15 protein-coding genes are annotated in these 19,240 nt (G+C 52.5%); 9 read left to right on the top strand and 6 right to left on the bottom strand.

Annotated elements, in window-relative coordinates; all coding sequences use genetic code 11:
• Positions 1-29 precede the first annotated feature (29 nt).
• Positions 30-812, top strand: a complete 783-nt coding sequence (locus tag AB1L42_RS13065) for a choice-of-anchor M domain-containing protein (RefSeq protein ID WP_367056004.1) — start codon at positions 30-32, stop codon at positions 810-812.
• 100 nt (positions 813-912) lie between these two features.
• Here the strand turns inward: AB1L42_RS13065 and AB1L42_RS13060 are convergent, their stop codons facing one another.
• Together AB1L42_RS13060 and AB1L42_RS13055 are read right to left on the bottom strand one after the other, a co-directional pair.
• Positions 913-3,153, bottom strand: coding sequence for a SulP family inorganic anion transporter (locus tag AB1L42_RS13060; protein ID WP_367056002.1), 2,241 nt, complete (start codon positions 3,151-3,153; stop codon positions 913-915).
• A gap of 257 nt (positions 3,154-3,410) precedes the next feature.
• Positions 3,411-5,597, bottom strand: coding sequence for a sulfatase-like hydrolase/transferase (locus AB1L42_RS13055; protein WP_367056000.1), 2,187 nt, complete (start codon positions 5,595-5,597; stop codon positions 3,411-3,413).
• A gap of 238 nt (positions 5,598-5,835) precedes the next feature.
• Here AB1L42_RS13055 and AB1L42_RS13050 point away from each other — a divergent pair, with 238 nt between their 5' ends.
• Positions 5,836-6,903 carry a non-reducing end alpha-L-arabinofuranosidase family hydrolase gene (locus AB1L42_RS13050; RefSeq protein ID WP_367055997.1) on the top strand — a complete coding sequence of 356 codons (1,068 nt, stop codon included), beginning with the start codon at positions 5,836-5,838 and terminating at the stop codon, positions 6,901-6,903.
• Between the two features lie 10 nt (positions 6,904-6,913).
• Here the strand turns inward: AB1L42_RS13050 and AB1L42_RS13045 are convergent, their stop codons facing one another.
• Positions 6,914-7,660, bottom strand: coding sequence for an NAD(P)H-binding protein (locus tag AB1L42_RS13045; protein ID WP_367055994.1), 747 nt, complete (start codon positions 7,658-7,660; stop codon positions 6,914-6,916).
• A gap of 185 nt (positions 7,661-7,845) precedes the next feature.
• Here AB1L42_RS13045 and AB1L42_RS13040 point away from each other — a divergent pair, with 185 nt between their 5' ends.
• The 6 genes from AB1L42_RS13040 to AB1L42_RS13015 all read left to right on the top strand — a co-directional run bounded on the left by AB1L42_RS13040 (position 7,846) and on the right by AB1L42_RS13015 (position 14,313).
• Positions 7,846-8,436 carry a hypothetical protein gene (locus tag AB1L42_RS13040; RefSeq protein WP_367055991.1) on the top strand — a complete coding sequence of 197 codons (591 nt, stop codon included), beginning with the start codon at positions 7,846-7,848 and terminating at the stop codon, positions 8,434-8,436.
• A gap of 402 nt (positions 8,437-8,838) precedes the next feature.
• Positions 8,839-10,383 carry an arylsulfatase gene (locus AB1L42_RS13035; protein WP_367055988.1) on the top strand — a complete coding sequence of 515 codons (1,545 nt, stop codon included), beginning with the start codon at positions 8,839-8,841 and terminating at the stop codon, positions 10,381-10,383.
• A gap of 172 nt (positions 10,384-10,555) precedes the next feature.
• A complete protein-coding gene (locus tag AB1L42_RS13030) occupies positions 10,556-11,128 on the top strand; it encodes an ester cyclase (RefSeq protein ID WP_367055985.1) in 573 nt (190 codons plus the stop codon).
• A gap of 95 nt (positions 11,129-11,223) precedes the next feature.
• Complete coding sequence (locus AB1L42_RS13025; RefSeq protein WP_367055982.1) at positions 11,224-12,216, top strand: C-terminal binding protein; 993 nt, start codon at positions 11,224-11,226, stop codon at positions 12,214-12,216.
• A gap of 211 nt (positions 12,217-12,427) precedes the next feature.
• Positions 12,428-13,036 (top strand): 30S ribosomal protein S4, encoded by a 609-nt coding sequence (gene rpsD / locus AB1L42_RS13020; protein WP_367055978.1) that lies wholly within the window; start codon positions 12,428-12,430, stop codon positions 13,034-13,036.
• A gap of 323 nt (positions 13,037-13,359) precedes the next feature.
• Positions 13,360-14,313: a sugar phosphate isomerase/epimerase family protein gene (locus tag AB1L42_RS13015; protein ID WP_367055975.1), complete on the top strand. Its 954-nt coding sequence runs from the start codon at positions 13,360-13,362 to the stop codon at positions 14,311-14,313.
• Between the two features lie 34 nt (positions 14,314-14,347).
• Here the strand turns inward: AB1L42_RS13015 and AB1L42_RS13010 are convergent, their stop codons facing one another.
• On the bottom strand, positions 14,348-15,598 hold the full coding sequence (locus AB1L42_RS13010; protein WP_367055972.1) for a hypothetical protein: 1,251 nt from the start codon (positions 15,596-15,598) through the stop codon (positions 14,348-14,350).
• A gap of 100 nt (positions 15,599-15,698) precedes the next feature.
• Between AB1L42_RS13010 and mutY the strand changes: the two genes are divergently transcribed.
• Positions 15,699-16,847 carry an A/G-specific adenine glycosylase gene (gene mutY / locus AB1L42_RS13005; protein WP_367055969.1) on the top strand — a complete coding sequence of 383 codons (1,149 nt, stop codon included), beginning with the start codon at positions 15,699-15,701 and terminating at the stop codon, positions 16,845-16,847.
• Here mutY and AB1L42_RS13000 read toward each other — a convergent pair.
• The gene (locus AB1L42_RS13000) at positions 16,842-17,825 is read right to left on the bottom strand and encodes a HAMP domain-containing sensor histidine kinase (protein ID WP_367055966.1); all 984 of its coding nucleotides are present in this window, start codon (positions 17,823-17,825) and stop codon (positions 16,842-16,844) included. The genes mutY and AB1L42_RS13000 overlap by 6 nt on opposite strands.
• A gap of 62 nt (positions 17,826-17,887) precedes the next feature.
• Positions 17,888-19,186 carry a hypothetical protein gene (locus tag AB1L42_RS12995; protein WP_367055963.1) on the bottom strand — a complete coding sequence of 433 codons (1,299 nt, stop codon included), beginning with the start codon at positions 19,184-19,186 and terminating at the stop codon, positions 17,888-17,890.
• Positions 19,187-19,240 lie beyond the last annotated feature (54 nt).

Here is a 19,240-nt window from a genome sequence, read left to right as displayed (position 1 = left end):
GTTGTGTTCATGTTTTTGAGAGAGAACAAATGAGAGTGACGATTGGGAAACTTTTTGCGGGTGTCTTGGCTGGTCTCGTCTGGACAACTAGCGCGTCAGCCGGCTTGGTTGAGTACAGCGCGGGGCATTCCGATATCGGCGTCGAATACGTCGATCATGGCGATCACGGACACCTGCACCTTCACTACCACTTTGGTGGCGATGCTGTGCTTGATGGGGCTACAACGGGAGGCGGAGAATACGGACTCGATGAAGCTTACATTCGCGTCAGTGACAGCCTGATGGTCTCCGGTGCACCGCTCAATAGTGTCGGTCTCGGTGCTGGTTCTGGCGACGCCTGGGTTCTTCCGCAAAACAATGTTGCAGGTGTCCCGTTCGTCGGGTTGGCCACGGAAGAAGTTCCAGCGAACTTCGGTAATGTGAAGTTCAGCCTCGAAGGTGTTACCGGGCCAGGTGAATTCTCACTTTGGCAGTCCAATGGCCTCGGCGGTTTCGACATCTTTATGTCTTCGTTCCTCAATGGAATTGACGCTGGTGATCAGGTGACACTTCCTTCGCTGGCGCATTCCCACTTCAACTTCGGTTTTTCAGCAGCTGGGATGTACTACGTCGACATCCGCGCAGAATCGGTCAATGATCCATCTCTGTACGATGTTGGAACTCTGATCTTCGCCGTTGGCGATTCAACATTCCCTCCAGTGACAAATCCTGTTCCAGAACCAGGCAGCCTCGTGCTGATGGGAATTGGAACTCTTGGGTTCTGCGGTTCACGACTGAAGCGACGTAACAAGCAGGCTGACGCTGCTGCTTAATGTACGTTCGCGACCTGGTGCAAAGAGTCAAAAAACTCTGGTGGGAAGGATTCCCCCAGAGTTTTTTTCATTGAGCGATGAGTCTCTGTCTGGCGATCGATCAGGCTTCGGTGAAGAAATCGATCTTTCCGCTTTTGACATCGTAAAGAGCCCCGACAACCATCGCCTGTCCCGATTGGACAGCTTTTCGAATCGGCTCGCTGCGAGCAACGATTTCGTCAGCGGTTTTCAGGACGTTTCTTCTGGCGACTTCATCAACGAATGATTCTTTCGAAGTGTTATCGAGTCGGTTGAATTTTGTCGCTTCCTCGCGTGACACGCTTTGATCAATTTCCTCAAGAACTGAATTGAGATGTGGACATCCCGTGGCTGCCATGACGTCTTGCTCGTTGGCCAGAAACTGAACGGAAGAGGTCACTGCTCCGCAGCGGGTATGCCCCAGAACAACAACAAGTTTGACGCCGGAGACAGCGACTCCATATTCGATGCTGCCCAGTGTTTTTGTTCCGATCACATTCCCTGCGACGCGGACACTGAAGATATCACCAATACCGACATCGAAAACAATTTCGGCAGGGACGCGGGAGTCGATGCAACTGAGGATCACAGCGAGTGGATTTTGACCAGTGGAGGTCGCATTGACTTGGCGGCCGAGATCGCGTGACAGACGACGTCCTGACTGAAATCGTTCGTTGCCTTCCTGCAGAATCTTGAGAACTTGATCGGGCGTGATGCGGTCCTGTAATTCGCGAGATGAATAATCGGCGAATTGAATGTCGTCCTCAAGCAGATACTTATCACGGAAACCGCGAAGGCTCACAGTCAAACCGCGGACTGGGGCCTTATTGTCTTTGAAGTCGCGGATCAGGCCGAGAATATCCGGGTCGATGTAATCTGACTGGCTGGCATCTATGAGAATGTTTGAGCCTCGCGGCGCTTCGTCGAAAACATTCTGCAGGGCTGCGCGATTCAAGAAGCTGACCTGATTGGCGAGTTCGATCATCATCACCTGTCCGTCGAGGTGGGTTTCGACGACCCTGCGAATTGGTCGACGCAGATTGCTGTTGAGAATGAAGAGAATGCTGACGAAGAGTCCGACCAGAATCCCAATCAACAGGTCGGTGAATACGATCGCCAGAATCGTCACGATGAACGGGATGAGCTGGTAGCGACCGTCAGCCCACATTTGTTTAAAGACTGTTGGACTGGCCAGCTTGAATCCTGTCACCAGCAGAATGGCGGCCAGTGCAGCCAAGGGGATCTTGTTGAGATAGGTCGGAAAGAACGCCACACAAACGAGCAACAGGAACCCATGGAAGATTGCCGAGAGCTTGGACTTGGCTCCGGTATTCACATTGACTGAGCTGCGAACAATCACCGAAGTCACTGGCAATCCGCCGATCAAAGAAGAGCAGACGTTTCCGACTCCTTGTGCGACGAGTTCGCGACTCGGGGGAGAATTTCTTCCCTCTCGATCGAGTTTATCGACTGCTTCGAGGTTCAATAGAGTCTCGAGTGAGGCGACGATCGCCAGCGTAACACCGCCGATGTAAATGGCTGGATCAGCCCACTTGGAGAAATCAGGGAACCGCAGGAAGTTCCAGAGATCAGATGGAGTTTCCGCGACGGGAATTTGGACGAGGTGGCTGGGATCAATCGCCCACGGTTTGCCGAGTCGCTGCATGAAGAGATGAATGGCGACTCCGATGACGACAACGATCAGCGGAGCGGGAACTCCGGTTTTCTTGAGTGGTTTCGTTCGCTCCCAAATGACGAGAATCGCAATCGAGAGCAGGCCGATGATTGTGGCCCCGTAGTGAATTTCTCCTGAAAAGAGTGTGGAGAATTCCGAGAAGGTGTTGTGATCGTCGGGTTGCTGAAAGGACATCTCTCCTTCGGGATCGGAGTCGTGCCCGAAGACGTGTGGAATCTGCTTGAGGATCAGCAGCACTCCGATCGCGGCCAGCAGGCCTTTGATCACGCTGGTCGGAAAGAAGGCCGAAAGCGCTCCGGCTTTCGCGATCCCGAGGCCGATCTGCAGAATGCCTCCAATCAGGAGAGCGAGCAGAAAGGCGTCAAAGCTTCCGAGTGAGTTGATTTGCGCCACGACAATCGCGGCCAACCCAGCAGCGGGGCCACTCACGCTCGTATGTGATCCGCTCAGCGTACCAACGATGAGCCCACCGATGATCCCGGCAAGTAGCCCGGAGAAAAGCGGAGCCCCGGATGCGAGGGCGATTCCCAAGCAAAGAGGTAATGCCACCAGGAAGACGACAACGCCTGCCGTCAAGTCTTTGGTTAAACCTGCCGGCGAAAGCGCAGACGTTTCGGAATTGGGCATTGTGAATCTCATTCCTCTCGGACATCTGTCGCGACGCAGTGAAGTGAATACTTCGCGGAAAAGCGTACGACACAATGTCTACCAGAACTGAATTGCGAGTCGTTCGTGATTCAGGGCTTCTTGAAGTGAGAAGTCAGTCGCTTCAAATTGTCTCTGAGTTTGTTCGCCTCCGTAGTCTGTCTGCTTTGTTCAGAGGGGACCGATCACATCTCCTTATCGATCGGGCTAAGTTCTTCAACGTTAAGTTTACGTTCTCTTTAGGGGCGAGTGTAGACCGGAGCTTTCCAGTCTTTCGGGAGTCTGCCTTGCGGCCGGACTCCGTATGCTCCGTCCGGGATGGGATGATCTTCCGGTTGAAGGATTGGAAGATCGTCTGGCAGGTGTTTGATTTTGAAGTCCTTGTATTGAATCTTCATCGCTGGCCCAACGTGAACTTGGACGGCCAAAACTCCTTCGAGGGCACGCCCCGATTCATCGAGGTCAATAAGGTCGGCGGTTTTGACTCCGTCAATCCAGTGCTGATGATGATTGCCTTCAACGAGCACCCGGTAGTCATGCCACTCGTCCGGGGCAAACGTTTGGACAGGCATTTTCTCGATCACCCAAGGTTGACCTTCGGAATCGATGATCACTTTTTCCCCGGTGTGCGAAAGGATGCGTCGCCCCTTCTCTTCGTAAAGCATCCCGTTGTATTCAGGGATGTTGGCCACAACATCGCACTGATAGCCGGTCACAATATCGAGACCCAGGTCCGGACGAGATGTGCCTCGATACTGGATTCCGCTGTTGCCTCCGGCAGTCACCTTCACTTTGACTCGCAGGTCGAAGTTGCGAATCGTTGAATCTTTCCAGGTGATGAAGCGATTCATTTTGAGCGAACCGTCTGTGACTCCAGTCAATGCTCCATCTTCTACGGACCAATACGCATCGTCCCCAGTCCAGCCGCGAAGCGACTTTCCGTCAAAGACTGAGACGAAGCCATCTTTGTCGATACGAGCTCCGACCTCTGCCGAAGCTTCCGGATGCGGGACAGTTGACGGGGCGAAGTGTTTCAGGGGATCGAGTTCGCCTCCGTAGGCTTTCACGTATTCGTCTGTTTGAGCCCGGAGTTCTTTGAGTGTCTCCTGATGCTGTGGATCGTCAGCAAGGTTGCGGAGTTCGTCGGGATCGCTCTTTAAATCGTGGAGGAATTCTTTCCCGCCATGATCGAAGTATCTCGCATACTTGAAGCGATCGCTGCGAACGCCTTCGAACGCTGGAATTCGCGAACGGACAGCAAAGTGTTCGTGAAAAGAATTCGTCCGCCAGTCTGCGGGTGTCTCATCACCAACGATTGGTGCCAAGCTGTGACCTTGGTAGGTCGCGGGAATCTCAACACCTGCCCAAGACAAAAACGTTGGGGTCAGGTCGACATTCAGAGCGATTGCTGAAGTCGTTTGCCCCTTGTGTTCGGCGGAGACTCTTGGGTCGGAGATGATCAGTGGAACACGCAGTGCGTTGTCGTAATGGGACCACTTCCCGGCCAGTCCCCGGTTCCCCATGTAGTAGCCGTTGTCGGCGGAGTAAACGATGATGGTATTGTCTGCTAAGCCAGCTTCTTCGAGTGCTTTCTGAAATCTCCCGATGGCCCCATCGATGCCGCTGACCATGCGATAGTAAGCTCTCATGTTCGTTTGATATTTGAGGTCAGTATTCCATCTCCAGAAAAAACGCTCGCGGTTAATCGTTGTTTGAAGGAAGTCGGGAAGGGCGTCGAAGATGGCGGGGTCACTGAGTCGAGGTGCCGGAATGGTGACGTCATCGTACATACCGTCGACCGCTCGTGGCCATGGGAAGTGACCGATTCCCGGGCGTCGGTCGGAGTCTTCCGCGTGACAGGCGTTGAACCACATATTCAGTGCGAAAGGTTTTCCTTCAGGCTGTGATTTGATGAACTCGATGCCACGATCGACGATGACTTCAGTTTCGTGACGAAGGCTGCCATCGGGTTGCTTCTTGTAAAACGGATTGCGTCCGATCGCTTCAAAGTCGTCGAAGTGATCCTGCGGGCGATAGCCTTGCGGCATCTTTGCATGCCACTTTCCGAAGTACCCGGTGCGGTAGCCATTGGCTCGCAGCAGGTCGGAATAGAGAGTTTGAGCGACATCCGCGCGAGTCGATTCGGGATCGCTGGGCGTTCCGTAGCTGCGACCGACTTGACCGGTGAGGATCGTCGTTCGACTCACCCAGCAGATCGCCTGACTGACGAACGCGTTTTCGAAACGAGTTCCCTGTTGTGCGAGCCGATCGATGTTGGGAGTGTGAACAATCTCGTTTCCATAACAACCGAGCGTGCTGATTGTTTGATCATCTGTGAAGAAGAAAACAATGTTCGGCCGGTCATCCGCTAGTAGCGACCCGCTGAAGATGAGGAGCCAGGTTCCCAGACAAAGTAGCGACTTCATAGAATGATCCACGATTTTTCAGCAACAACATGAGAAACGCAAACAACTTATAAACGACGAGTTGTGTGACGTTCAATGATGACAGTGCGGAAAAGGTACTTGGATTCAAGCACGCGACTTAGAAAGCTCGTTGTTGAAGTTGTCTGTGCAGTCGTTGAAATTCGCTATGATGATTTTCGTTGTGTTTGCCGGTGCAAACTTGCGAAGGCATTTCCGTTTCTGCCCAAGAACTGAATCCATGAAAACGAAACTGCGAAGTCAAAGAGCCTGTCAGGCGTGTGTTTTATTGATCGGTCTCAGCTTCGTTGCCTGTACGATCTCGGTTGATCAGGCCGTTGCGGAAGAATTCAATCCGGCAATGCTCACTCCGCAGAGTTGGGTCTACACAAAGCCTCTCGTCACTCCCGAAAAACGTGATGACGAACCGAGTCGTGCTCAGAAGGATCCCACCATTGTTTTTCACGATGGAGCGTGGCACCTGTTCATGACGGTCAAACTCCCGGGCCGGTCGGCGATTGAATACTGTTCTTTCTCGGATTGGAACGACGCTGATTCCGCCGAGCGGACGTTGATCGACGTCAGTGACAGCGACTACTTTTGCGCAGCTCAGGTGTTCTACTTTCGGCCGCACAAGTTGTGGTATCTCATCTATCAGGATGCGAATCCCTCGGGAAACAAGATGAGAGTGGCTTACTCGACGACCCGCGAGATCAACGATCCACACTCCTGGACGAAGTCAAAAGCAGCACTCGATGGTGGGCCTGATGATCCACGACAGGTGGGTGGACTCGATTACTGGATCATCTGCGATGACACACACGCCTATCTTTTCTTCACAAGTTTAAATGGCAAGATGTGGCGGATGAAGACAAGTCTTGAGGAGTTTCCAAACGGATTCAACGACTGCCAACTGGCTCTTGAAGCACAGATTTTCGAAGCCAGCCACACCTACCGCATCGATGGGACGAATCAATTCCTCACGCTCATCGAAGAGAACGGGCGTCGATACTTCAAAGCTTACCTTGCTGACCGGCTCGATGGAGAATGGACTCCGCTTGCCGATTCTGCGGACCATCCTTTTGCGAGTTGGAAGAACATTCGACCAGCCGACGGCGTAGCTGCCTGGACGGACAACGTCAGTCACGGGGAACTCGTTCGCCTCACAAATGACGAGACATTGACGATCGATCCGAACAACCTGCAATTCGTCTTTCAAGGAATGTTCGACCGTGACAAGAACTTGAAAGGGTACGGTGACTTCAACTGGAAAATCGGAATTCTGACCCCGGACACCGATCGTCAATAAGTCTTGTTTCTCAAGCTTTCGGAGTGTCCGGTGAAGAAGTGGAGTTGTAAATCACCGGCATCTTTCCTTTCCAAGTTTGCCAAAGGTCATCGTCTTCGATCAGTTCAGCCATGAAGTTCGCAACGTTGATCCGACTGGTTTTCCCGGCATCGAAGATCGCACTTCGAATGGGCGATGCGTGAAGCGAGTAGGGGCTGACGTTCGCTTCGTCGATCAAGGTGTCTGGTCGAACGACGACCCACTCGAGTTGGTTGTTCGAATGACCGATCGCCGATCTCAAAAACTCAGCAGCGTCTTCGTTGTCTGCATGAGGAGGGATGACGTATCGCAGCAATCCCACGATGCAAAGCTGCGCGAACGAAACTTTCTCATTGAGGTCTCGATTGCGATTTCCAGTCGTGTTCATCAACACAAACTTGAACGTCCGTTCCGGCTTGGTGTTCTGAACTGCTGAGCAGACTCGTCGCGCTGCCTCGGTGACCAGTCGATACGGAGGACCGAAAATCCCTCGTAGCGAGAGATTGTGTCCCAGGCAAGAAGTAGCGGCATCACAATCTGAAATGAGTTCTTCAAGCGTCGTTTCATCGAGATCAAGGACGCTCGCTTCTGTCAGAGTAAGGTTCTCATTCTGGACGAGTTCATTGGGCAGACTCGTGATTGATCGCACGACGGCGTGTACTTCGTGCCCTTTTTCAAGAAGCTGAATGAGGAGCTGTTTTCCAGTCGCTCCTGTTCCTCCCAACACCAAAACTTTCATCAGCGATCCTGCTGTGCGAGTGCGAACGTCGAGTTCGCAGTTTTCTTGAAGAACTGAGCCTCGACCATGAGGCTCAGGCCGCTGTATCTTGATCGGAGTTGGCTGCCAGCATCAACCCATGAGTGCTGTGGAAAATCAACTCCCTCGAAGACCTTCACAACTCTTAACACTTCTCAAGGCAAAGCATGCAATCGAAACGGTCTCTCTTCCTTTTGGGCTGTTTCATTGTGGTGGTCGTCTTTGTCAGTTTCTTTCTCCTCTCCCAAACTGCGGATATTCGTTCTGCGATGTTGTCTGCTCGTTGTAACGAGCGAATGCGTCTGGCCTACGCTTCGCTTGCAGATTTCGTGGAACGCACCGGTGATCTTCCGAGGGATGAAGAAGGCAACTTCTCGCCTGAGTTGTTGATTTGCCAAGCTGAGAACGCGGACGGCTGCCTGACTAAAAGTGACTGCACTTGCTCGCTAGCTCCCGGCGAATCTGAACCGTTCGAGGGAATCTTGTGGAATCGCCACCTGGATATGGAGAGCTTTCGACCATCACAAGCGGGTCAACTGAAACCGAAAGATGTTGTTGTTATCTGTCACGACATCCAGCCCACACACTTCATGAATCGATGGGTACCCGGAAGTCCTGGACGATGGTCGTTCGTCATGGGCGATGGAAGTCTGCACACAGTGATTTGTCCTGTCGACGAGTACGAAGATTGGATTAACGAGTCGTTTGTGAAGGGCAACCCACGGTTTCCTGAGCAACTCGACACATCAATCCAATAGCCACAGCGATGAAGAAATCGTCATTCGTTTCACTGTTGAGCTTGCTTGAGTTGCGAAGCCGAAGTCGACAAAGATTGGCCCGCATGATCGCCATTCGATTTGTGAACTCCGCAAGAAGTCTCGTGCTGATTGTTGTAGTTTTGACAAATTGGTTCTAGAAACGTAGTTAGGAACTGTCTAGAAACGAGGATACGCATTCTTCCTTGAACAGATCAGATTGGGAACTCCTTCGATATTTCAGAAACCGAGAGGTTCAAGTAACTGTCGTTGAAGAGAAAGCTGTGTGTTCGTTTCTCTTTCCTATCACACTCCATTCTTGTCCATCGTTAGCGGTCAGTTCTGACTGTCACGAACTGACTGACAGCGATCATCACTTCTGTCATCTTCAAAAGAGGCATTCTCATGAGACTGATAACGCGTTCTGCGTTGACACTGTCGCTGGTGCTGAGTTGCGGGCTGTTCGCTCAGGCACAGGACAAACCTAACTTTCTGGTCATCTTTGGTGATGACATCGGCCAGTCCAACATCTCCGCTTACACGAGAGGGTTGGTGGGTTATCAAACTCCCAACATCGATCGGATCGCCAAAGAAGGGATGCTCTTCACCGATTACTACGCAGAGCAGAGCTGCACAGCTGGACGATCGACATTCATTACTGGGCAGTGTACCTATCGCACAGGGCTCTCCAAAGTTGGTCTTCCGGGGGCGGATCTTGGTCTTCAGAAAGAAGATCCAACCATCGCTGAACTGCTGAAGCCACACGGTTACGCAACCGGCCAGTTCGGAAAAAATCATCTCGGAGACAAGGACGAATTTCTTCCTAGCAATCATGGTTTTGATGAGTTTCTCGGCAACCTGTATCACCTCAATGCTGAGGAAGAACCAGAAAATCGGAACTATCCGAGAGACCCAGAGTTCCGCAAGAAGTACGGGCCTCGTGGTGTGATCAAGTCGAGTTCCGATGGAAAGATCGAAGACACCGGTCCGCTCACCAAAAAGCGTATGGAGACTGTCGATGACGAAACCTCCGATGCTGCCGCTGACTTCATGGAACGTCAGGTCAAAGCGAAGAAGCCATTCTTCTGCTGGTTCAACTCAACACGTATGCACTTCCGAACACACGTCCGTGAAGAGCTGCGTGACGAGCCAGGTTTGACCGCTCGCACTGAGTACGCTGACGGAATGCTCGAACACGACGGTGACGTCGGGAAGCTTCTCGACAAACTTGACGACCTTGGAATTACCGAGAACACGATTGTCATCTACACGACCGACAACGGTCCTCATAAGAACACATGGCCGGATGCTGCTGTCAGCCCGTTTCGGAATGAGAAAAACTCAAACTGGGAAGGTGCTTTCCGAGTCCCCGCGATGATTCGCTGGCCAGGAAAGATTGAGGCAGGCAGTGTCTCGAATGAAATTGTCAGCGGTCTGGATTGGCTGCCAACACTTCTCGCCGCCGCAGGGGAAGATGATATCAAAGAGAAGCTTCTCAAAGGTCATGAAGCGGACGGTAAGTCATTCAAAGTTCATCTCGATGGATTCAACATTCTGCCTTACTTGACCGGAGAAGAAGAAGAGTCACCACGGAACTCCTTCTTCTACTTCAACGATGATGGCCAGATTGTTGGTCTTCGCTTTGAGAACTGGAAACTCGTCTTCCTGGAACAACGTGCACAGGGAACGCTCAAGATCTGGGCGGAGCCGTTTACAACGTTGCGACTTCCGAAAATGTTTGATCTCCATGCCGACCCCTACGAGCAGGCAGATATTACTTCAAACACCTATTACGATTGGTTGCTCGACCACGCATTTCTGCTGGTTCCAGCTCAGCAATATGTCGGAACATTCCTGGAAACGTTCAAAGAGTTTCCACCCCGACAAAAACCTGCCAGCTTTAATCTCGAGGACGTGATGGACAAGTTGCAGGAAGGTGTCAATCACTAATGCCGAAGTGATCGATCACTGAACTGTCTGCGAACTGAGCGGGGCATCAGGAATGATGCCCCGTTTTTCATTTGCTAACTCGAATTGTCAAGGCTTTCGTTTTGAGAGAACAAAGTGAATTGCGAAGGAATGCTTTCGGAACCAGCTTCCTGAACGATCGGAGAAGACAAGCATGTTCGAACTCGATCCAAGTCAATTGACTCAACAGCAGAGAGACATGGTTCAACTCTGGGAAGATCATGTCGTTGCCGAATTTGAAGATAAAGATGCAGCCGCTTCTTGCGGAACGATGGTTGATGAACCTTACGTGAACCATGTTCCAACTTTGGCTGGCGGCAAGGGGCGAGAGCATCTCGAACATTTCTACGCGAACTACTTCATCCCTCACAATCCGCCGGATGTCGAAACGGAACTCATCTCGCGAACGGTCGGTCAAGACCGCATCGTTGATGAATTTGTCTTCCGATGCACACATTCCCGACAAATCGATTGGCTGCTGCCGGGCGTACCGCCCACGAATCGACGCCTCGAACTTGTGATCGTTGTGATCATCTCATTCGAAAACGGAAAGATGAAAGAGGAGCACATCTACTGGGATCAAGCTTCTGCACTTGTGCAAGTCGGTCTGATCGATCCGTCAAAGCTTCCCGTCGTGGGTGCCGAAGCTGCGCAGAAAATGCTCGATCCAGATTCGGTTCCTTCAAACGGGTTGATCAAACGCTACGTCGACGACGACAAGCTGTAGCGGCCTGGGCTGTTCATACTTGCCTGAGTTTCTTGATGGATGAGCGGCAGTTACACTCCCCGCAGATTCCAATGTTTTCAGTCAGGTATTGATCAATGGCCAAGTCGAAAGTCGTCGTCACGGATTTCATTCACCCTCCACTCACGCACGAGGAAAAGATTCTCGGTGAAGTGGCCGACATTGTCGCGCTTAATGCGTTCTCAGAAGAAGATCTCGTTGGCAAGATCGAAGACGCGGACGCGATCATGCTTTACCACTTCATCTCGCTGTCAGAGAAGACGATTTCGCGTTTGGAAAACTGCAAGCTGATCGTCCGCTGCGGGGTTGGCTTCGATAATGTCGATCGAGTTTTCGCACGCTCTCGCGAAATCGACGTGGCCAATGTTCCCGATTACGGAACCGAAGAAGTCGCCGATTCTGCGATCGGGATGATGCTGACGCTGGCTCGCGGCGTGCATTACATGAACAGCCGATTGCAGCGAGGAGAAGGTCCTTGGGTTTATGAACAGGTGAAGCCGACGCATCGCCTGCGTGGAAGAGTCTTCGGAATGATCGGAGCCGGAAGAATTGGAACAGCGACCGCTCTCCGGGCGAAGGCTCTCGGAATGCGTGTTGTCTATTACGATCCCTACGTGCCGGACGGTCGAGACAAGTCGCTGGGTATTGAGCGGATCGAAAATCTCTCAGACCTTCTCACCATCTCAGACGTGGTCAGTGCTCACTGTCCACGTACTGAGGAGACTCAGCACATCCTGAATGACGAGACCATTGCCCAAATGAAGCAAGGATCGATTCTCGTCAACACCGCTCGGGGAGGAGTTGTCGATGCTCACGCTGTCTTGCGAGCCATCGAGTCCGATCATCTTCGGGCTGCCGCCTTAGATGTGCTGGAGACCGAACCGCCCGACGAAAACGATCCGCTGATGAAGGCATGGCGAGATCCATCCCATCCCGCTTTCGACCGGATCATCATCAATCCACATGCTGCGTTTTACTCCGAAGAGGGGCTGGACGATATGCGAATCAAGGGGAGCCAGAACTGTCTGCGAGTGCTGACAGGCGAGAAGCCCCGAAACGTCGTGAACTAAATCATCGAACTGTTCGGATGTTTACTGTGTCGGCGGTCGTTATTCCCAATGAAGATCGCCAGCAGAGAGTTTCTGGCAAATTCGATTTGGAGAATGCGAAGAGACTTGACGGTCAGGGTTTTAACTGACATGATTCTCGTTTCCCCAAATTCTCTGGGGAAATGTCTGTCGTATTTTGACGTAAGTTGAGGCAAGTCAGGAACTAAAGTCCATGGGACGATACACCGGCCCAAAAGCCCGAATCAATCGCCGCTTAGGTTTTCAAGTCTTTGAAAACGCTGGAGCTGTTCGTGCGTCTGAGCGAAAAGAATATCCTCCAGGGATGGCTCAGCGGCGTCGCAAGACCAGCAACTACGGGTTGGCTCTGGTCGAAAAGCAGAAGATCAAGTTCTATTACGGGTTCCGTGAAAAGCACTTGCGTCGCTACTTCGATAAAGCTCGTCACACCAAGGGGAACACCGGGGAAAACCTGATGATCCTCTGCGAACGACGTTTGGACAATGTCGTACGTCGTGCAGGGTTCACGTTGACTCGTCCGCAAGCCCGACAGGGAATCGTGCATGGGCACTTCCTGGTCAACGGCCGCCGAGTCGATCGCCCTTCATTCATCGTGCGTCCAGGAGATGTTGTGACGATCAAGAATCGTCCAAACCTGTCGCAGCTCTACAAAGAGTTGAGCGAAGCTGCTGGTGAGCCAGAATGCGGCTGGATCAACTTCGATCGCAGCGAATTGAAAGCGATTGTCACCTCTCTTCCAACATTCGAGGAAGTCAGTCTTCCAGTGAACGTCGGACAGGTCGTGGCCTTCCTTTCACGATAGTCGAAAAGTCCAAAGCCACTTCGACGCTTTGGTTTTCGCATACGAATCAATCAACAGGTGGTTGGAATGTTCCAGCCACCTGTTTTTTGTTGCCCGGGTAGAACTTCCGATGGAAACAGATCGGCAAATCTAGATCGATCGTTCACATTCGGACGACTGACTTTTAGCTGACAGCCTGGTGTTGCTAATTTAAAGCATTTTTGATTTGGTGTGCACTCCCTCGCACGAGCAAACACAGCCGTTTATCTTATGAAACAGAGCAAGCGAGTGCACAGGAAAGAGCAACTTGCTCTCAGTCGACGTCCTTTCAACCCGGAGCTGTTATGAGCGAACGAAAACTGTCGCGTCGAGATCTCATTGCGTCATCTGCCGCCGGAACTCTGGCTGTTGTCGGAGGAGCCGGTTTCGATTCTGCTCAAGCAGCCGAAGAGAAAAAGCAGCCCAGTCGAACACCGCGAATTGCAACGTCGACGTACTCTTACTGGCGATATCGCCCGGATTCAAAGCTCTCTATCGTTGATTGTATCGATCTGGCTGCTGAAGCGGGCTTCGATGGTGTCGAAGTTCTTCATGTGCAGATGACCGATGAATCGAATTCCGCGCTGCAGGCGATCAAACAGCGAGCCTTTCGAAACGGTCTCGACCTCTGCGGGTTCTCAACTCATCAATCCTTCGTCTCCCCTGATCCGGAGAAACGTAAGGAGAATGTGGAGAAGACCAAACATCAGATTGAATTGGCCTATGCCATGGGAATTCCGACGATTCGTGTGAATACCGGTCGCTGGGGAACCATTGGAAGCTTTGACGATCTCATGGCGAACAAAGGGATCGAGCCGATTCTCGATGGCTACACTGAAGACGAAGGCTTCAAGTGGGTCATCGACAGCCTTGAGCAGTGCTTGAAGAAAGCTGAAGAGTGCGGAGTGGTTCTCGGCCTCGAAAATCACTGGGGATTGGGGCGAAATGCAGAAGGAGTTGTTCGCATCATCGACGCGATCCAATCGCCCTGGCTGCGAGCAACTCTCGATACAGGGAACTTCCTCGAACGACAATACGAGCAGTACGAAATCCTCGCCCCATATGCGGTCTTCGTTCAGGCGAAAACGTACTACGGAGGCGGAACGTGGTACACAATTGATATCGACTACGATCGCGTCGCCGAGATTCTTCGCTCCGTCGACTATCACGGATACATCTCACTGGAGTTCGAAGGACAGGAAGGGCACGAGTCAGCGATTCCGAAGAGCCTGAACATGTTGAGAAGAGCGTTCTCGTAATCAGCTCGCCTTCCAAGCTCTGAGCAGCAACAAGCTATGGATTCAGGAGTTCAGTGATCTGCTCCTGAATCCATTCCTCGTCCCCCGGTTCGTAGTTGACGAAATACCCGACGACGATCCCTTCTGAATTGATGAAGAACGTTGTCGGATTGTGCCACACTTGTAGCTGCTCGTCAGTACTCGCCTTCAAAATTGAAACGACTGAGAACTCCCATTTTGTCTTGGAAGCGATCTCGGTGACTCTCTCGTTCGGCAACGAAATCGCAGCTGCAATGACGTAGCCTACGCCGTCGAGTTTGTTGAGTGCGTTGGCCAGCTTTCGGCACTCCTGATCAGCGTTTGACCAGACAGTGAGTAAACCGGATGTGCCGTTTCGAAGCTCGTCGAAAGTCTGAGCGGCTCCATCATTTGAGACCAGTTGGACCGGCGGGAGCGGTTTGCCCAACAGCTTTTCTGGAGCCCCACGTCCGGGAGAATGCCGGAAGTTCATTTGCTCAAAGCCCAGCTCTTTCGCAAACACTTCTGCCGGAGAGACTCCTGCAATTTGACCGAAGAGATGGTCAGCATTGTCCCGCGCAAAGTCGGTACTGCGAAGGTCGAAGATCAGTCGGTTTTTCTGCGGGAGATTGAGTCCTTCAACGTTCGCCTTGATGGAATCTCGAAGTGGGCCAGACAAGTCCTTGGTAGTTGTATCGATCGGCTGTCGGATTCGTACGAAACAGTCGTAATCACCAAGCAGATATCGCGACAGCCGTGTCCGCAACGGGAAAGCTCGCGAATAGAAGTCGCCGACTCCATCCTCGCTATTGTCTTCAGGCTCTTCGAATTTTGAGGCTGGTCCGAAACGGTCATCCCAGGACACAGAGGTCCATGTCTTCGATGTTTTTACTTCTTCGAAGCCCGCGTTTCGGCAAATGTTCTCCAGTGCCTGTTCGAGAAAGTTTTCCGAGTCCTTATTGTTTTCGAAGGACTCGAATCGAATGAACATATGGATCGACGTGTGGCCATCTTCGCGAAATTCCCGGAGTGACTTCAACAAGCCCAACAGCCCTAATTCCGCCAGGTCGACCTGTCCTCCTTCCAAAGAATCACTACAGTTGACGACCGCGTATAATGAGGCTTTCGACGAAAGCAGTCGCTGATGAAGTTCGGTTGTGATCGGCTCGATGAAGTAGGTTTCTGCGAACGATTGTTTCGGCGAGAAGGAAAGCACTAATGCGGCAATCAGGCCCAACTGCATGATGGACCGCACGGTGAATCGTTGACTTCTCGAGCGCACAAGCATGATTGATCTACTCCACGGATTGAGCGATTGTTTCCGCTCATGATGCCACTATGGGCAATCTGACTGCAACCGATGAGAGTGATTCAGGCACACTGAGTTCATGGACGACATTCAAGAATTCCTTCCCGAAGATCAGCAAGTCACCGCACTTCGGCGAAGACTGAGAACATGGTTTCGCAAGCACGGGCGGATTCTTCCGTGGCGGGAGACGCGTGATCCGTATCAGATTTGGGTCAGCGAGATCATGCTTCAACAGACGACGGTGAAGGCGGTCGTTCCCTACTTCGAACGGTTCTTAAAACGATTTCCGACTGTTGAAGCACTGGCAGCTGCGAGTGAGGAAGAGGTTCTGCAAGCCTGGGAAGGACTGGGATATTACAGCCGCGGACGAAATCTCAGGCGGGCTGCCATTGAGATCTGTGAGACTTTTCACGGTGAATTTCCCAAGGCACTTGAAGATCTCCAGTCGTTGCCGGGAGTTGGTCGCTACACCGCCGGAGCGATTCGTTCGTTTGCCTTCGACTTACCTGCACCGATCGTCGAAGCCAACACTCTCCGGTTATATTGCCGTCTGCTGGGCTACGACGGAGATCCTCGTGATCGAACCGGTGAGCGATTGTTGTGGAGTTTTGCCGAACGTTTACAACCGCAACGCAACGCTGGTGAGTTGAATCAGGCACTGATGGAACTTGGCTCTCAAGTTTGCACACCGGCGTCTCCGGATTGTGCGAAGTGTCCTGTCAGTTCACATTGCCGTGCGTTCGAAAATTCCAGTCAGGACTCCATTCCCTGGAAGCGAGAGCGACCCAAGGTCACACATCTCGTCGAAGCAACCGTGGCGATTCGTTCGGGATCGACTTATCTCGTGCGGCAACGCCAGTCCGATGAACGTTGGGCCGGCATGTGGGACTTTCCACGATTTGAAGTTCCCAGTCTCAACTCGCGATCGCGCATGACGCCACAAAGTTTGAACAAACTGATCGCGGCGGTTCAGGATGAGCTTGCTCAAACCCTCGAAATCGAAGTGGAGAACCTGGAACTCGTGACCGAGATTCGACACTCCGTCACGCGCTATCGAATTCGATTGCTCTGCCTGAAGTGCAATTTAGTTGATTCGAGCAAGTCGGAAGGAATCGTGGCTGCGAGCAACGGCGACATCCAATGGAAAACGCTTCAAGAACTGGGAGAACTTCCGATGCCTCGCACCGGACGTCAGTTTGAGAACATTCTCTCCGGGAAGAATTCATGACACCGCAGGCGGCTCCGTCTGCACAAGTTCCTTCCGTGACCCGCCGAGGGAGATGGCTCCTGTCGGGGCGGGAAATGTGCGATTTGGAAGTTCAATCTCAAACATGCAGCCCGGATTTCCGTTCAATCGATCTTTGATTTGAATCTTCCCGTGAGACTTCTTCACTAGAGTGTTCACGATATACAGCCCGAGCCCGGTCCCTTTGCGGCGTCGTTCGAGTTCACTTCCGCCGCGATAGAAAATCTGGAAGACATCTTTGCGATCGTCTGGAGAGATCCCGGTTCCATTGTTCGCCAGTTGAATCATGACACGGCTTCGACCGTGCGGTTTAACTCGAATCACGACCTCGGGCGGCGTCCCGGCGTACTTGACGGCATTGTCGACGAGATTGGCGAAGACGAGATCAAGCACGATCTTCTTGGCTTTGACGCGAACCTGTTCAACTTCGAAGGTGAAGACGTCTTCGAGGTTGACGTTCCAGTTCAAGCAAGCTGTTTCTGCGTACTGTCGGAGAAGCGGCCCAATTTCAATGTTCGCGGGTTCGTCATTGTCGCCGAGCGCGTCGAGTCTGCCGACCTCCAGAAGCTGGCTGATCAAGCTGTCGAGACGCCGCAATTCGTTGGCCATCACTCCGTGAAACTCGTCCCGCTTTTCTTCGGAGAGATTCCGCATTCGCAACGTCTCCAGATAGAGCTGCAGAGAGGCGATTGGCGATTTGAGCTCATGGGTAACACTATCAACGAAGTTGGCTTGTCGGTTGTTGAGGCCGATTTCTTTTAAGGTCAACACGAGCCAAGCGGAGAGGCCAGCCAGAATCAACGTAAACGCGACGACGCCGATCGTCAGTGCTCCCCAGAGCGAACGCTGAGCAAGCACGATGATCCAGCAGATCATGAGAGTGACATTCAACACCATCAAGCTGACACTCAGCGTGATGGGAAGATGAATCTTGCTGCGTCGGCGGAAGTACGTAGCCATAGAATTGTCAGTTGGGTCTGTGGGGGAGTCGTCCCCCTCAGAGTTGCTGGCCCAATATCAGCTTATGGAGCAGGCGGAAGCAGGGGACCGTTTCCTGAATCATCGGATGCTGGTTCGGGAGAAGACGTTTCAACCGGGTCAACTTCGTCCGGAAGTGGTGGAATAATACTCGAGTTCTCTTCTGCGGGGAAACTCAACGAGTCGGAGTCTGTCTCTGAAACAGGGGCTACGGTCTCGGGCTCGTTCTGCGGAATCGCTTCCTGATCGGCCACTGCTGCCGCGGGAAGATTAGGAATCTGTTCCGCTTGATCAAGTTGAGGAAGCAAAAAGGCGACGAGGTGTTCCTGACTTCCGTTAAATCGGATCGCGGATTCGATGAGGTTCTTCGATCGAGAATCCCCATCTAGGTAAAGCAATCCTCCGAGCAGGAAGAGTCGGTTTGGATCGCGTACATCGCGGCTCGCCCATTCTGCCACGCGTGTTTTGACTCTCTGTTTTTCCCCTTCATTGTGCGGGCCGAACATTTCGTCAAGGGTGACGGGAGCGTACAACCAAGTGGAGTCGATCGAGATCGCTGATTTCAGCTCCTCGACTGCCTCATCGAACCGACTTCTCGCTGCCAACGTGATGGCGTTGCGGTAGCGAGGAGATGCCAGCCCGGGTGCTTCGCGCATGGCGTTCTCATAGTTCTCCGACGCTCCCAGGTAATTTGTGAGTGCAAACTTCTGATCTCCGCGTGCTTCGAAGCGACGACTCCGCTCGAGCTCGATCTCGGTGAAAGGTTTCGCGACGATATGTCGCTTCGGACCCTGAGCGTTTGCCTGATTGGCGTTGAGAACCTGATCGATCGGGTCTTGTTGTGGGATTGGCTGAAAGAGCGGAACGTTTCCGTTGGCGTCTGCAATGGCATCATCAACGATCGTTCCTGACTGTCCGAACTCTGCGACACTGGGAGGCTGAGCGTAAGGGTACGCCGACTGATAGGAGAGATAGCCCCACGGAGCAAATTGCGGGTAAAAGAATCCGTTGTACCCACCCCATGAGACACCGAATCCGGGAGCACCCCAGCCGTAGTAAGCGGGGACGTAATACGGATTCCCGACATAAAACGAGTAACCGGGATAGGAAACTGCTCGGCCGCTCGCTGAATAGACTCGTCCCGAACCGCCGCCATACCATGGGCGACCGTATCGAAGCTCGTATTGATAGTGTGCTTGAGTCGGACCGTAGGGTCGACCGGTTGCGCCGTAGACAAGCGGGTAGCTGCGACCTCGTTTTCCCGGCGGGCCGCTCAGGCCTGTTTCCGCGCAGAATGCAACGATGGAGCAGATGATCAGGAAGTACTGGATGCTTCGAAACATGAAAATCTCCAATCACGGCGTCGACTTTCATTATAGTGTCGCCAAATGCGAGTG

The organism is Thalassoglobus sp. JC818 (assembly GCF_040717535.1).
Lineage (GTDB): Bacteria > Planctomycetota > Planctomycetia > Planctomycetales > Planctomycetaceae > Thalassoglobus.
The sequence above is the reverse complement of the archived record's forward strand: the minus strand, read 5'-3'. Positions and strand labels throughout refer to the sequence as shown.

Coding starts and splice junctions, on each gene's coding strand:
- AB1L42_RS13025 (WP_367055982.1), top strand. CDS start 11,224: ATGGCCAAGTCGAAAGTCGTCGTCACGGATTTCATTCACCCTCCACTC.
- mutY (WP_367055969.1), top strand. CDS start 15,699: ATGGACGACATTCAAGAATTCCTTCCCGAAGATCAGCAAGTCACCGCA.
- AB1L42_RS13055 (WP_367056000.1), bottom strand. CDS start 5,597: ATGAAGTCGCTACTTTGTCTGGGAACCTGGCTCCTCATCTTCAGCGGG.
- rpsD (WP_367055978.1), top strand. CDS start 12,428: ATGGGACGATACACCGGCCCAAAAGCCCGAATCAATCGCCGCTTAGGT.
- AB1L42_RS12995 (WP_367055963.1), bottom strand. CDS start 19,186: ATGTTTCGAAGCATCCAGTACTTCCTGATCATCTGCTCCATCGTTGCA.
- AB1L42_RS13000 (WP_367055966.1), bottom strand. CDS start 17,825: ATGGCTACGTACTTCCGCCGACGCAGCAAGATTCATCTTCCCATCACG.
- AB1L42_RS13010 (WP_367055972.1), bottom strand. CDS start 15,598: ATGCTTGTGCGCTCGAGAAGTCAACGATTCACCGTGCGGTCCATCATG.
- AB1L42_RS13035 (WP_367055988.1), top strand. CDS start 8,839: ATGAGACTGATAACGCGTTCTGCGTTGACACTGTCGCTGGTGCTGAGT.
- AB1L42_RS13045 (WP_367055994.1), bottom strand. CDS start 7,660: ATGAAAGTTTTGGTGTTGGGAGGAACAGGAGCGACTGGAAAACAGCTC.
- AB1L42_RS13030 (WP_367055985.1), top strand. CDS start 10,556: ATGTTCGAACTCGATCCAAGTCAATTGACTCAACAGCAGAGAGACATG.
- AB1L42_RS13015 (WP_367055975.1), top strand. CDS start 13,360: ATGAGCGAACGAAAACTGTCGCGTCGAGATCTCATTGCGTCATCTGCC.
- AB1L42_RS13050 (WP_367055997.1), top strand. CDS start 5,836: ATGAAAACGAAACTGCGAAGTCAAAGAGCCTGTCAGGCGTGTGTTTTA.
- AB1L42_RS13060 (WP_367056002.1), bottom strand. CDS start 3,153: ATGCCCAATTCCGAAACGTCTGCGCTTTCGCCGGCAGGTTTAACCAAA.
- AB1L42_RS13040 (WP_367055991.1), top strand. CDS start 7,846: ATGCAATCGAAACGGTCTCTCTTCCTTTTGGGCTGTTTCATTGTGGTG.
- AB1L42_RS13065 (WP_367056004.1), top strand. CDS start 30: ATGAGAGTGACGATTGGGAAACTTTTTGCGGGTGTCTTGGCTGGTCTC.